Here is a 13840-nt window from a genome sequence, read left to right as displayed (position 1 = left end):
CTACAGCCCCAGGTCCAGATAGCCGTCCAGGCCGACGGTCAGCCCGGGGTGGGACGCCACATTGCGCAGTCCCAGCAAGACGCCGGGCATGAAGGCCGCCCGGTCGAAGGAATCGTGGCGGATGGTCAGTTGCTCTCCCGGACCACCGAGGAGCACTTCCTGGTGTGCCACGAGTCCACGCAAACGGACGCTGTGGACCCGGACTCCGTCGACCTCGCAACCGCGGGCACCGGCAAGGGCGCTGTTCGTGGCATCCGGGCTTGCCGGGACGCCGGCATCTTCGCGGGCGGCGGCAATGAGCTGGGCCGTGCGGACGGCTGTGCCCGAGGGAGCGTCCACCTTGTCCGGGTGGTGCAGCTCGATGATTTCCACCGATTCGAAATACTTGGAGGCCGTGGCGGCGAAGGCCGAGGCGAGGACGGATCCGAGCGCGAAGTTGGGGGCGATGAGGACACCCGACTCCGGGTTCGCGGCAAGCAGGCCGCGCAAGGCCGCGAGCCGTGCGGCGTCCCAGCCGGTGGTGCCCACGACGGCATGCATGCCGTGTTCGACGGCGAAGCGGACGTTCGCTTCGGTGCTGTCCGGAACGGTGAGGTCGACGATATATTTCGCACCGGCGTCGAGCAGGGTATCAAGGGAATCGCCGCGGCCGAGCGCCGCGACGAGCTTCATGTCGGCGGCTGCCTCCACCGCTTTGACGGCTTCGATACCCATGCGCCCCTGGGCGCCCAGCACGGCGACAGCAAGTTGTTCGGTCATGCCCTTAACCCTACCGGGCCGCGCACACCCCAACGTGGAGTCGACGGGAAGCCCTCGGCTACTCCCCTGCCCCGACCCACTCGACCGTGCCGTCGCTGAAGAACTGTTCCTTCCAGATAGGCACGTGGGCCTTGATCCTGTCCACAAGCTCCGAGCACACGGCGAAGGCTTGTCCGCGGTGTGCTGCGGCAACGGCGCAGACCAGCGCGGGTTCGCCAATCTCCAGCATGCCGATCCTGTGTGCTGCCCAGATACGGACCGGCCGGGCAGCTTCTCCCGAGTGTTCCGCCACGAGCTTCGCGACGACGTCGGCCATGACCTGGTGCGCAGTGGGGTGGGCGCTGTAGCTGAGCCGGTCGACGGGCTTGCCGCCGTCGTGGTTCCGGACCACACCGCTGAAGCTCACTACCGCTCCCGCGGTATCCGACTCCACGGCTGCTATGGCCTGGTCCACGGAAATCGGCCCTGCGCTGAGGATCGCGCTGATGATTTCGAAGTCGGTTTCAGTGGTCATGGCTTCCCTCCAACTGATCGCAAAGGTGGGCGATGACGGGATCAAGAACGGCGAGGCCGTCCATCACGCCTTTCGGTGAACCCGGCAGATTCACGATGAACGTCTTGCCGGCTGTGCCTGCATGGCCCCGGCTCAGCATTGCCATGGGAGTCTTGGCGGCTCCGGCTCGGCGGATGCCTTCCATGAGGCCCGGAATTTCGCGGTCCAACAAAGGCAGCGTCACTTCCGGAGTGAGATCGTCGGGGCTCAGCCCCGTGCCGCCGCTCGTAATGACGACGGCAGGGTCCTGGGTCAGCAGGGCGCGGATGGCGGCACCGACGGGCTCACCATCCGGCACCACCATGACCGGAAAGGTCTCGTAGCCATGTTCGACCAACCAGTCCAGGATCACCGGGCCGGTCTTGTCCTCGTAGATTCCGGCCGCCGCGCGGTTGGACGCAATGACGACGCCGGCCTTCCGCGGGCCGCGGCCCGGTTCGCAGGCGTTCATGCGCGTACTCCTTCGCCAGGGGCACTGGAGGAGGCGGGAACGGCCCAGTCGCCGCTCTTTCCGCCGCTCTTGGCCAGCACTTGGATGCCGCTGATGACCGCGTGCTTGTCCACTGCCTTGATCATGTCGTAGACGCTCAAGGCGGCCACCGATGCCGCAGTCAAGGCTTCCATTTCCACGCCCGTGACGCCCCGGGTCTTCACCGTTGCCAGGACAACCACCGCGTCCGGGCCGAGTTCGAAGTCCACGGTGACCTTGGAAATCGGCAGCGGGTGGCACAGCGGGATGAGTTCGGGCGTCTTCTTGGCTGCCATGATGCCGGCGACGCGCGCTACGGCAAGGGCATCGCCTTTCGGAAGCTCACCCGCTCCGAGCAGGGCAAGTACCTCGGACGTGCTGTGGACGGTGGCTGTGGCGGTTGCCTCCCGGGTGGTCACGGCCTTGTCGGAGACATCGACCATTTGGGCTGTGCCGTCCTGGCGCAGATGCGTAAGCGCGCCGCCGATGCCGGCGGGTTCTGGAGTGTCATTCACAACATCCATACTTCCACTTCCGCTCCGGCGTCGAGTTCCGTGACGGCTGCGGGCACGTGGACCAGCGCGTTCGAGTTGGCGAGCGCATGGATGAGGTGGGAGCCGGCGCCCCCTTCCAGCCTGACCGTTCCGCCGGGAAGAAGAGTGCCACGGCGGACCTGGTGCTTGCCGGCGGGCGAGGTCAAAGACTCCGAGAGGCGGGCCCGCAGGCTCGGCCGCAATGCGGGACTGCCGACGACGGCGGCGAGCGCAGGGCGAAGGAACATCTCGAAGGACACGAGGCAGCTCACGGGATTGCCCGGGAATCCCAGGAAGGGCAAGCCGTCGAACGTTCCGATCCCTTGGGGGCCGCCGGGTTGCATGGCCACCGACACGAATTCGACCGGCTGGTCCATCATGGCCTGCCGGACCACTTCGTAGGCGCCCTTGCTGACGCCCCCGGTGCTGATGATGAGATCGACGGTGCCGCCCAGGCCGCGGAGGAGCGCCAGCAGCTCGGTGGGATTGTCGCCGCTGATTCCCGTCCGCGTGACGTGGAGGCCGGACTGCAGCATGGCGGCTTCGAGCAGGGTTCCGTTGGAATCGTAGATCTTGCCTTCCGGCAGGGACGTACCGGGTTCCACCACTTCATCGCCGGTGGTGACCAGGAGCACGCGCACCGGCGTGCGGACCTCGACGGCGGTCATCCCCAGGGCGGCGAGCAGCCCCAATTGCCCGGGTCCGAGGGCCGTTCCCGCGCGCAAGGCGACAGTTCCGGCGGTGATGTCGCTCCCGGCGTCGCGGACGAACGTTCCGGGCTCCGTGGTGGGAAGGCGGACGGTTGATGGGACACCGGGGACGGGAAAGACATCAGGCACTGCCTGTTCGATGGGCACGACGGCGTCCGCCCCTTCGGGCATCATGGCGCCGGTCATGATCGGGGCTGCGGTGCCGGGCATGAGCCGGACCGGTGCCGCGCCGGCAGGCACGGGATCCACGACCGTCAGTTCCGCACCGGCGTCGCTCCCTGCGTGCGGTGCCAGATCCGCTGAGCAGACGGCAAAACCGTCCATCTGGGAGTTGGCGAACGGCGGCAGGTTGAGCGGGGCCACGACGTCGGCGGCCAGTACCCGGCCGAGCGCCCCCATCAGCGGCAGCTCTTCGGCGCGGTCGTTGTCTGCGAGCCCGGACAGCAGATCCTGGACGGCTTGGCGGTGGGCTGCGACGGATCGTGCCACGAGTGTTCCTCCCGGGTTGTTTTCGCTGAGACCTATACAGCCTAGTTGGCGGTGACGTGGATGGTGTGGAACCCCGTCGCGCCGTCCGGGGCTACGGGAGTTTGGGCTTCTGGCTGCGGGGTACCCGTGGAGTCAGTGGCACGGACCTGGACTTCATGGTTCCCGGCGCCCAACTCAAGTCCCAGCTGCCACTGGTACCACGTGTCCGAGGAGATCCCCGGCGCGAGTTTGGCTTCCTGCCAAGTGCCGCGGTCGACGCGCACCTCCACCCTGGAAACTCCACGGTGTTGGGCCCACGCGACACCGCCGAACTGGACCGTTCCGGCCTTGACCGAGCGGCCGTCCCGGGGCACGTCGATGCGGGACTGCGTCTTGACGGGACCGTGGTCGCTCCACCCGCGCGGTACCCAGTAGCCTTGGTCGTCGGCGAAACGGGTGACCTTCAGTTCCGTCAGCCATTTGGTGGCCGAAACATATCCGTAGAGGCCGGGGACGATCATCCGGACGGGGAAGCCGTGCTCGATCGGCAGGGGTTCGCCGTTCATCCCGACGGCGAGGATCGCGTCCCGATTGTCGGTGAGCGCTTCGAGGGGGGTTCCGGCGGTCCAGCCGTCCGTGCTGCGGGACAGCACCATGTCCGCCCCGGGCTTGGGTCCGGCCATGGCGAGGAGTTCGCGGACCGGCCAGCCGAGCCAGAGTGCGTTGCCGATCAGGTCTCCGCCTACTTCGTTGGACACGCAAGCGATGGTCACGTAGCGCTCGATCATCGGTTTGGTGAGCAGCGTGGCGAAATCCAAGGTGACTTCGCGCTCCACCAGGCCGGTCACTTTGAGGGTCCAGTCCGGCGGATTCACGGCCGGCGGGATCAGGGCAGTGTCGATCCGGTAGAAGTCGGGGTTCGGCGTGACGAGCGGCTGAAGCCCCGCCAAGGTGAGCGCGGCGCCGTCGGGAATCTTTTCCGGAGGAGTCACCGGGGCGGGTAGTGCCAAGCCGTTGCGGAAGTCCGATGCCACCGTTCCGGCCCTCCGCACGAGGGTCGTGACGATCCCGACGGCGACCGCAGCGATCGCGGTTCCACCGAGCAATTGCATGAAGCTTCGGCGGGCCAATGGCATGTCCGCCGCCTCGGGCACGGGGCGCCAGGTTTCGAGGCGCTGGATCAGGAACCGGAGGAAAAGCATGGTGACCATGGTGGCCACGACGGGGGCGACCGCCGCTGTGGGCGCGGCCTGGGCCCGGGTCAGCACGGCAGCCAGTCCCGCTGCTCCAGCGAGCAAGGCGAGCGCCAGTCCCGCTCCCTTTCGCCGATACTCCAGGAGGCCGGCGACCGCGGCGAGGACTACGGTCACCAAGGCGATGCTGACGATCAGGGCCAATTTGTCGGACGTGCCGAAGAGGTTGACGGCCAGTTCCTTGGCCCAACCCGGCACGGCGTCGATCACCACCCCGCCCAATGCGGTGACGGGCGAGACGGACGGGCTCAGGAAACCGGCCAGCAGTTCGCCGGCCGCCACCCCGAGCCCGATGGCCGCCACGCCACACGCCGCCGCCCACCGGACGGCCGTCCTGGTACTGGCTTTCTTCGAAGTGGTCCTGCTCATGGTGTGCCTGCCTGTTTATGGCTCTTTGCCGGAATGGTGTCCGCGGGAACTGTCTGTATCGGAGATATCTCGGTGCGGGATGCGCTTGCCGGGGAACCCGACGGAAGGCGGAGCGTGAAACAGCAACCCTCGCCTGTGTTCGCCACCGTGACGGTGCCCCCGTGGGCCTTCACGATGCCGGCCACCATGCTGAGCCCTACGCCGGCCCCGCTGTATCGCGGCGCTCCCCCTTCGACGGGCTTTCCTGCTCCCCTGGAACGGTCCTTTTGCCAACCGGTCTCGAAAACGTGGGCGAGGTCCCCGTCGTCGATGCCGCCGCAGCTGTCGACGACGTCGACGACGGCGTCGGTTCCGTCGCGTCCGACGCGAACCAGCACCCCGCCGTCGGGCCGGCTGTAGATGACCGCGTTGAGCAGCACGTTCCGGACGGCCCTTCCCAGGCTGGGGCCGTCCGCGACGGCCATGCACTCGCGGTCCCCGCCGCCGTCGAGCCGGATCCCGCGTTGCGCGGCGAGGGGCGTGAGATCGGCAATGGCGTCGCTCACCAGGTCGTAGAGGTCCAGGGATTCGGCGCTCAGCCGGAGCGTTCCCGCCTGGATTTTGGACAGTTCCAGGAGGTCGTTGACCATGACCGCCATCTGGTCCGTCTGGTCGATGATCTTGCGATAGTACGCGGGGATGTCGGACGCCATGCCGTCTTCCAACGCTTCGGCCATGGCCCGCATGCTGGCCAGGGGGGTCCGGAGGTCGTGTGAGATCCAGGAGACCAGTTCGCGGCGCGCGGTTTCGACGGCGGCCTCCCGGCGTCGGGATTCTTCGAGCTTGATGCTGCTGGCTTCGAGTTCCTGGGCGAGCTGGGCGAGCTCGGAGTTCATGGCAGGCCCGGCCCGACGCGATCCTGGTTGCGGCAGGAACGAGCCGTCGAGGGCTTCTCCGCTGCCCAGGCGCCGCGTTGCCGCCACCAGCCGGATGGCGTTGCGGGACACCCCGGCCCCCAGGACAAGGGAAATCGCTATGGCGACCACCGAGGCCACCCCGAGGATGTACCACATGACTTCGAGATCCACAGCGGAAATGAACATCGCATTGAAGGCGCTCACCATCCCTGCCACGAGGACGGCAACGGTGGCCACCACCACGAGGCAGATCTGCACCAGGATCGACGCGCCGCGCAGGAAACGCAGCAAGGCGAGGGTCAAGGCGCCGATGAGGACAGCCCACAGCAGCATCCAGCCCAGGATCGTGAACATTTCAGCTGGCTGCATGTCCACCGTCCTTCGCGTCAAGGCGGTAGCCGACTCCCCAGACCGTCTTGAGCAAAACCGGGGTGGTGGGGTTGTCCTCGATCTTTTCGCGCAAGCGGCGGACGTGGACCGTCACGGTGGACAAGTCCCCGAAGTCCCATCCCCACACTGCCTTGATGAGATCCTCGCGGCTGAACACCTGGTTGGGCCGGCGAAGCAGGAACGCGAGCAGATCGAACTCACGCGCCGTAAGCATCAGCGGTTTGCCATCCTGGAGCACTGTGCGCGAGGCCGGGTCCAGTTCGAAGCCGGCGAGCTCCACGGGAGGTTCGGGGCTGAATTCCCGGATGCTCCGGCGCAGCACGGACTTCACCCGGAGCACCAGCTCGCGGGGAGAGAAAGGCTTGGTGACGTAGTCGTCCGCTCCGGTTTCCAGGCCCAGGATCCGGTCGTCTTCCGTGCCGAGGGCGGTGACCATGATGATCGGGACGCTCATGGCCAGGCGCAGCCTGCGGCACACTTCCACGCCGTCGAGTCCGGGCAGCATCCGGTCCAGGATGACAAGGTCGGGCCGCCTGGCGGCCGCGAGGCTCAACGCGGTGAAGCCGTCGCCGGCGAGATCGACTTGGAAGCCTGCTTGGACCAGGTAGTCCCGGACGACGTCGGCGATGGTCTGTTCGTCTTCGACCAGAAGAATGCGGCGATTGCCGACGTCGGCAGCGTGCGGGGCGGGCTGCATGTTCACACCTTCAGCATAGATTCGCATTGTGCCGGCGGGATGTGTTCCGGGCACGTCCCTGCGAACCGTATGTATTCCGTAAGAAGTCGGGCTGTTCGGTGCACTCCGCGGCGGGCAGCCGACGAACGTGACCCGTGGGCGATATCACGCTTGGGCCGTGGCTGGCGTAGCCTGAACCCATGAGTGTTCAGCTAGGCATGCCGTTGCCCCCCACGGGCGACGGGACGGGAAGCAGCGTGTCTGCACCCCCGGCGCGCCCTGCCGGAACCCCCGCAGGCTTGTTCGATCGTTACGGACGCCGGGCCACCGACATGCGTTTGTCCCTGACCGACAAATGCAACCTCCGATGCACGTACTGCATGCCTGCCGAGGGCCTCGAATGGTTGTCCAAACAGGCCGTCATGACCGCCGCCGAGATTGTCCGGCTGGTGCGGATCGGCGTCGAACGACTCGGGGTCCGCGAATTGCGCCTCACAGGAGGCGAGCCCTTGGTACGCGCCGACCTGGTGGATATCATCTCAGCCCTCCGTGCGGCGCACCCCGAGCTGCCGATCTCCATGACCACCAACGGCGTCGGACTCGACAAGAAGGCGGCGGCGCTCAAGGAGGCAGGGCTCTCGCGCATCAACGTGTCCCTCGACTCCCTCCACGAAGAAACCTTCACGAAGCTGACCAGGCGTCCCTTCCTCGACAAGGTGCTGGCCGGCGTCGATGCTGCCTGGGCCGCGGGCCTGGGCCCGGTCAAGATCAACGCCGTCCTCATGCGCGGAATCAACGACGCCGAGTCCCCCGACCTCCTGGCCTGGGCAGTGGAGCGCGGCTATGAACTGCGCTTCATTGAGCAAATGCCGCTGGACGCCGATCACGGTTGGACCCGGCGGGACATGATCACCGCCGCCGAGATCCGTGAACTGCTTTCCCGCGACTTCGTGCTGAGCCCGGACCCGCGCGAACGCGACGGCGCACCTGCGGAACGGTTCGAAGTACGACGGCGGAACCCGGCATCCGCCGACGCCACCGGGCCGCTCCTGGGCACCGTCGGCATCATCGCCTCCGTCACCGAGCCGTTCTGTTCCGATTGCCGGCGCACAAGGATCACCGCCGAAGGCAAGATCATGAGCTGCTTGTTCTCCCGCGAGGAATTCGACCTGTTGGGACTGCTTCGCTCCGGAGCGGATGACGAGGAGCTCGCCCAACGCTGGCAGGACGCCATGTGGATCAAACCCAAGGCGCACGGCATGGACCACACCGGCCTCGGCGCACCCGACTTCGTGCAGCCGGACCGCAGCATGAGCGCCATCGGAGGCTGAGGCTTTGCTCGTACGATACTTCGCTGCCGCGCGCGCCGCGGCAGGCGTCGAAGAGGAACACCACGACCTTCCGGAAGGGACCGGCCTGGACGGGCTGATCGCGGCTGTGCTCGCCGTCGAACGTCCGGAACCACCGGCTGGAACACCGCCCTTGGCCCGGATCATTTCGCGCAGCAGCTTCCTGCGCAACGAGGTAGCAGTTCGCGACCGTTCGGCCGCCCTCGGCGCGGACGACGTCGTCGACGTCCTCCCACCGTTTGCCGGAGGCTGAGCCGGCCACGGCCGAAGGGTGGTTCCCCGGGTCCGAGGAGCCTACGCTGTGGCTATCCGCGCAACAGCAAAGGAACAGCCATGTACACCCTCCTGATCGAACACGCTGTGAACGACTTCGGCGCATGGAACCGGTCATTCGACTCGGATCCGGCAGACCGCGCCGGCTCAGGCGTCGTCTCCTACCGGGTATCCAGGCCCGTCGACGATTCGCAGCGGGTCCTGATCGAGCTTGATTTCGCTGAACGGGAGCAAGCTGAATCAATGCTGAACACCTTGCGGATCAAAGTGTGGACTGGACCGGAACGGCCGGCCTCGCTCGACGGCATGCCGGATGCGCGGATCCTTGAGTCGATGGAGGCCAAGGTCCCCTGAAATGCCGTGCCTTCTGGACGTAGGCCTTAGACGCGCCTGCAGACAGAGATCATGAACGGGCTGAACGTCGGGGCATCCCCGAGCCTCAGTTCCGCGATATGGGTCAGCACGCCGCCGTCCACCGTGAAGGTGTGCCGCGCAGTCCCCCGGGGACTCCGGCGCTCAAGCCGCAGTGTGCCGTCCTGCCAATGCCCGCGGGCCGGGGCTTCCGGTGGCCGGCCCATGCTGTCCACGTAGTACCACATGGTGTCCCCATGATCCGGGTCCACCGTGAAGACACCGTGCCCTTCGAAATGGGTGCCGTCGGGTTCAATGTGCCGGTAGCTTTGCACCAAGGCATACCCTCCTGCCGCACGTGAGAACGTCACCTCGGCGTCGGCGGTCCGGGCAGGTCCCCACGGCGAGGCCGCAAGCTCGGTACTCCCCCGCCAATGCCCCAGGAACGCCTCCAGCGCAGTGTGTGCAGGACTCTTCAAGGGCTCGTTCATGGCGACTCCTGCGCAAGGGGATGGATACGTCACCATCATGTTCCCGATCGAGCAGGCGCGTCCAGCCTCCCCCCACCCGGACATGCCCCCTGTTCCAAGCCAGGAGTGGACATAACAGGACTATGTCCACTCCTTGGCTCCAACGAGGCACATGTCCCCCGGGAGCGTGCACGGTGCACCACGGCACATGCCCCCTGTTCCAAGCCACGACTGGACATAACAGGACTATGTCCACTCCTTAGCTCCAACGAGGGGCATGTCCCCTAGGGAGCGTGCACGGTGCACCACGGCACATGCCCCCTGTTCCAATCCAGGAGTGGACATAACAGGACTATGTCCACTCCTTGGCTCCAACGAGGGGCATGTCCCCTGGGAGCGTGCACGGTGCACCACGGCACATGCCCCCTGTTCCAAGCCAGGAGTGGGCATAACAGGACTATGTCCACTCCTTGGCTCCAACGAGGGGCATGTCCCCTGGGAGCGTGCGCGGTTTAGATGCCGAACGTCTCGGTTTCCTCGAAGGGCCCGACGACGGTCACGGTGCGGGGGGCTTCGGCGAGCACCCGGGCGAGTTCCTGGACCTGCTCGGCGGTGACTGCCTTGATGCGGTCCAGTGTTTCGTCGATGTCCTGGAATTCGCCGGAGACGAGTTCGGCCCGGCCAAGGCGGGACATCCGCGAACCGGTATCCTCCAGGGCCAGCACGATTCCGCCGCACAATTGCCCTACGGCCTTGCGCAGTTCCTCGTCCGTGATCCCGTCCGCAGCGAGCTTGTCCAGTTCGGCGCCCAGGAGTTCAAGAACCTGCTTGACTTTCGACGGCGTGCAGCCGGCGTACATGCCGAAGTAGCCTGCGTCCGCATAGGCGGACGCAAAGGAATACGTGGAATAGACGAGGCCGCGCTTTTCGCGGATCTCCTGGAAGAGGCGCGAGGACATGCCGCCGCCCAGGACCGCGTTCAGGACGCTCATCACGAAGCGGCGATCGTCGGTGGCCACGATCGAGGGGCAGCCCATGATGATGTTGGCCTGCTCCACGGGACGCTTGATGACATGCAGCCCTGCCGTACCCGTAATGTCCGCCCGCTCGGTGGAGCGGCGCTCAACTGGGGCAACGGTGTCCTTCAGCTCCCACCCGGCCGTACTTAAGGCATCGAGCACGAGGCGGCATACGACGTCGTGGTCCAGGCCCCCTGCGGCGGTGATGACGATTTCGTCCGGCCGGTAGTAGCGCTGGTAGTGTGCCCACACGGAATCGCGGGACACGGCCTTGATGGCGGCGGGAGTGCCCCCGATCGGGCGACCCAGCGGGTGCACACCAAGTACGGCGGCCACGAAGTTTTCGTGTGCGACGTCGGTGGGGTCATCGCTGTCCATGGCGATTTCCTCTAGGATCACGTCGCGTTCCTGTTCAAGTTCCGCAGGATCCAGCACGGCGCCGGTGATCATGTCGGCGATGACGTCGATGGCCATGGGAAGGTCCGTGTCCAGCACCCGGGCGAAGTAGCACGTGCTTTCCTTCGCCGTGGCGGCATTCGATTCACCCCCGACCTCGTCGAACGCGGAGGCGATCTCCAGGGCTGTGCGCTTCTTGGTGCCTTTGAACAGGAGGTGTTCAAGGAAGTGGGTGGAGCCGTGCTGCCCGTCTGCCTCGTCCCGGGAGCCGACTCCCACCCAGAATCCGATGGTTGCCGAACGCTGCCCGGGCATCGCTTCGGTGAGCACCCGGACACCTCCCGGAAGCACTGAACGCCGGACTACGGGGCCGCCTTCGACACCATGGATCAATTCGCCGCCGGGCACGGTCTGCGCCAATGGGAGGGGTACGACAGTCATCAAGACCTTTCAGTTCTGCGGGAAATCATGGGTGCCAAATCTGGCTGCAATCGTACCAGCGGGTGGATCGCCCCCGGGACGGGAATTCATTGTTAAACCGGGCAGGACCGGTGGACATGTCCACCGGTCCTGCCGCGTGTTTGCCGGTTCAGGCTACTCGGCGGAAACTTCAGCCTCTTCAGCGGAAGCTTCTTCCGAGGCGGCGCCTTCCTCCTCGGCCACAACCGGGGAGAGGGAGAGCTTGCCGCGGTCGTCGATCTTGGTGATCTCGACCTGGATCTTCTGGCCTACGGAGACGACATCGTCGACGTTGTCCACGCGCTTGCCACTGGCGAGCTTGCGCAGCTCGGAGATGTGCAGCAGGCCGTCCTTGCCCGGGGTCAGGGAAACGAACGCACCGAAGGTGGTGGTCTTGACAACCGTGCCCAGGTAACGCTCACCGATTTCCGGGATCTGCGGGTTGGCGATGGCGTTGATCGCGGCGCGGGCTGCTTCTGCAGACGGACCGTTGGTAGCGCCGATGTAGACGGTGCCGTCGTCCTCGATGGAGATGTCGGCGCCGGTGTCTTCCTGGATCTGGTTGATCATCTTGCCCTTGGGGCCGATGACCTCGCCGATCTTGTCAACAGGGATGTTGACGGCGATCACGCGCGGTGCGAACTCGGAGAGCTCGTCCGGAGTGTCGATCGCGGCGTTGATGACGTCCAGGATGTGCAGGCGGGCTTCGCGGGCTTGCTTCAGGGCTGCGGCGAGGACCGACGCGGGGATGCCGTCGAGCTTGGTGTCCAGCTGGATGGCCGTAACGAACTCGGAGGTACCCGCAACCTTGAAGTCCATGTCGCCGAAAGCGTCTTCGGCGCCGAGGATGTCGGTCAGGGCAGCGTAGCGGGTCTGGCCGTCAACCTGGTCGGAAACCAGGCCCATGGCGATACCGGCAACGGCCGCCTTCAGCGGCACGCCTGCGTTGAGCAGGGACAGCGTGGAGGCACAGACGGAACCCATCGACGTCGAACCGTTGGAACCGAGGGCCTCGGACACCTGGCGGATGGCGTACGGGAATTCCTCGCGGGACGGCAGGACCGGAACCAGGGCGCGCTCGGCGAGTGCACCGTGGCCGATTTCGCGGCGCTTCGGGGAGCCGACGCGGCCGGTTTCACCGGTGGAGTACGGCGGGAAGTTGTAGTTGTGCATGTAGCGCTTGCGCGTGACGGGAGACAGCGAGTCGATCTGCTGTTCCATCTTGAGCATGTTCAGCGTGGTGACACCCATGATCTGGGTCTCGCCGCGCTCGAAGATGGCGGAACCGTGAACGCGGGGCAGGACCTCTACCTCGGCGGTCAGCTGGCGGATGTCCGTCAGGCCACGGCCGTCGATCCGGATCTGGTCCTTGAGGATGCGCTGGCGGACAACCTGCTTGGTCAAGGCGCGGAAGGCTGCGGAAAGTTCCTTTTCGCGGCCGTCGAACTCGCCGGCGAGGGCGCCAAGGACTTCGTCCTTGAGTTCGTCGGAGGCGTTGTCGCGGTCCTGCTTGTCGGCGATCTGGAAAACAGCAGCGAGCTTCTCGGCAGCGGCGGCTTCAACAGCGGCGTAGACGTCGTCCTGGTAGTCCAGGAAGACCGGGAATTCAACGGTCGGCTTGGCGGCGCGGGCGGCCAGGTCAGCCTGGGCCTCGCAGAGTGCCTTGATGAACGGCTTGGCGGCCTCGAGGCCTTCGGAAACGACCTCTTCGGTGGGAGCGGTGGCGCCCTGTTCCTTGATGAGGTTCCAGGAGTTGTCCGTGGCTTCGGCTTCAACCATCATGATGGCGACGTCGTCGCCCGCGATGCGGCCGGCAACAACCATGTTGAAGACGGCGTTCTCAAGCTGGGAGTGCTTCGGGAAGGCAACCCACTCGGTGCCCTGTTCGTCGGCGATGAGGGCAACGCGGACGCCGCCGATCGGGCCGGAGAACGGGAGGCCGGAGAGCTGGGTGGACATGGACGAGGCGTTGATGGCCACGACGTCGTAGAGCTCGTCCGGGTTGATCGCCAGGACGGTGACGACGATCTGGACCTCGTTGCGCAGGCCCTTGACGAACGCGGGGCGCAGCGGGCGGTCCATGAGGCGGCAGGCCAGGATGGCTTCGGTGGACGGGCGGCCTTCGCGGCGGAAGAACGAGCCCGGGATGCGGCCGGCTGCGTACATGCGCTCTTCGACGTCGACAGTCAGCGGGAAGAAGTCGAAGCCTTCACGCGGGGACTTGCCTGCGGTGGTTGCGGACAGCAGCGCAGTGTCTTCGTCGATGTAGACCATCGCGGCGCCGGCTGCCTGCTTGGCGAGGCGGCCGGTTTCGAAGCGGATTACACGCTTGCCGAAGCGGCCGTTGTCGATGATGGTTTCTGAGAACTGGATTTCGGGACCCTCCATTGAGAGTCACCTCCGTTTCTTGTTTAGCGGAAGTCCTCCCGCATCGACCCAGGCCAGCG

Annotated in this window: 14 protein-coding genes; 3 read left to right on the top strand and 11 right to left on the bottom strand. The window is 66.1% G+C overall.

From position 1 onward, the window contains the following. Genes dapB through OIT41_RS07160 form a run of 8 tightly spaced genes read right to left on the bottom strand, consistent with a single transcriptional unit; the run spans position 1 to position 7097 of the window. Positions 1–759, bottom strand: coding sequence for a 4-hydroxy-tetrahydrodipicolinate reductase (gene dapB, locus OIT41_RS07195; protein WP_264637667.1), 759 nt, complete (start codon positions 757–759; stop codon positions 1–3). A 58-nt stretch (positions 760–817) separates the two neighbouring features. Continuing rightward, positions 818–1273 carry a molybdenum cofactor biosynthesis protein MoaE gene (locus OIT41_RS07190; protein ID WP_264637666.1) on the bottom strand — a complete coding sequence of 152 codons (456 nt, stop codon included), beginning with the start codon at positions 1271–1273 and terminating at the stop codon, positions 818–820. Continuing rightward, positions 1263–1763 (bottom strand): MogA/MoaB family molybdenum cofactor biosynthesis protein, encoded by a 501-nt coding sequence (locus OIT41_RS07185; RefSeq protein WP_264637665.1) that lies wholly within the window; start codon positions 1761–1763, stop codon positions 1263–1265. Before OIT41_RS07185 ends, OIT41_RS07190 begins: the two co-directional genes overlap by 11 nt. Beyond that, on the bottom strand, positions 1760–2305 hold the full coding sequence (moaC, locus tag OIT41_RS07180; protein WP_274619698.1) for a cyclic pyranopterin monophosphate synthase MoaC: 546 nt from the start codon (positions 2303–2305) through the stop codon (positions 1760–1762). Before moaC ends, OIT41_RS07185 begins: the two co-directional genes overlap by 4 nt. Next, positions 2293–3513: a gephyrin-like molybdotransferase Glp gene (glp, locus tag OIT41_RS07175; RefSeq protein WP_264637664.1), complete on the bottom strand. Its 1221-nt coding sequence runs from the start codon at positions 3511–3513 to the stop codon at positions 2293–2295. The genes moaC and glp overlap by 13 nt, the downstream gene beginning before the upstream one ends. A 41-nt stretch (positions 3514–3554) precedes the next feature. Next, positions 3555–5114 (bottom strand): molybdopterin-dependent oxidoreductase, encoded by a 1560-nt coding sequence (locus OIT41_RS07170; RefSeq protein WP_264637663.1) that lies wholly within the window; start codon positions 5112–5114, stop codon positions 3555–3557. Next, the gene (locus OIT41_RS07165) at positions 5111–6379 is read right to left on the bottom strand and encodes a sensor histidine kinase (protein ID WP_264637662.1); all 1269 of its coding nucleotides are present in this window, start codon (positions 6377–6379) and stop codon (positions 5111–5113) included. Before OIT41_RS07165 ends, OIT41_RS07170 begins: the two co-directional genes overlap by 4 nt. Continuing rightward, positions 6366–7097 carry a response regulator transcription factor gene (locus tag OIT41_RS07160; protein ID WP_078105748.1) on the bottom strand — a complete coding sequence of 244 codons (732 nt, stop codon included), beginning with the start codon at positions 7095–7097 and terminating at the stop codon, positions 6366–6368. Before OIT41_RS07160 ends, OIT41_RS07165 begins: the two co-directional genes overlap by 14 nt. Positions 7098–7276: 179 nt before the next feature. Between OIT41_RS07160 and moaA the strand changes: the two genes are divergently transcribed. From moaA to OIT41_RS07145, 3 genes are all read left to right on the top strand, one after another. Beyond that, entirely contained in the window at positions 7277–8407 is a 1131-nt protein-coding gene (moaA, locus tag OIT41_RS07155) for a GTP 3',8-cyclase MoaA (protein WP_264637661.1), read from the top strand. A 4-nt stretch (positions 8408–8411) separates the two neighbouring features. Then, the gene (locus OIT41_RS07150) at positions 8412–8678 is read left to right on the top strand and encodes a MoaD/ThiS family protein (RefSeq protein WP_234753108.1); all 267 of its coding nucleotides are present in this window, start codon (positions 8412–8414) and stop codon (positions 8676–8678) included. 80 nt (positions 8679–8758) lie between these two features. Beyond that, a complete protein-coding gene (locus OIT41_RS07145) occupies positions 8759–9052 on the top strand; it encodes a hypothetical protein (RefSeq protein ID WP_264637660.1) in 294 nt (97 codons plus the stop codon). Positions 9053–9078: 26 nt separating this feature from the next. Here OIT41_RS07145 and OIT41_RS07140 read toward each other — a convergent pair whose 3' ends face one another. From OIT41_RS07140 to OIT41_RS07130, 3 genes are all read right to left on the bottom strand, one after another. Further along, positions 9079–9540: a DUF1579 family protein gene (locus tag OIT41_RS07140; protein ID WP_241708790.1), complete on the bottom strand. Its 462-nt coding sequence runs from the start codon at positions 9538–9540 to the stop codon at positions 9079–9081. A 491-nt stretch (positions 9541–10031) separates the two neighbouring features. Next, the gene (locus tag OIT41_RS07135) at positions 10032–11375 is read right to left on the bottom strand and encodes a M16 family metallopeptidase (protein WP_264637659.1); all 1344 of its coding nucleotides are present in this window, start codon (positions 11373–11375) and stop codon (positions 10032–10034) included. A 153-nt stretch (positions 11376–11528) separates the two neighbouring features. After that, a complete protein-coding gene (locus OIT41_RS07130; RefSeq protein ID WP_264637658.1) occupies positions 11529–13781 on the bottom strand; it encodes a polyribonucleotide nucleotidyltransferase in 2253 nt (750 codons plus the stop codon). Positions 13782–13840 lie beyond the last annotated feature (59 nt).

The sequence above is a fragment of the Arthrobacter sp. YA7-1 genome, assembly GCF_025960325.1.
Classification (GTDB): Bacteria; Actinomycetota; Actinomycetes; order Actinomycetales; family Micrococcaceae; genus Arthrobacter; species Arthrobacter bambusae_A.
This window is presented reverse-complemented; position numbering and strand designations above follow the sequence as displayed.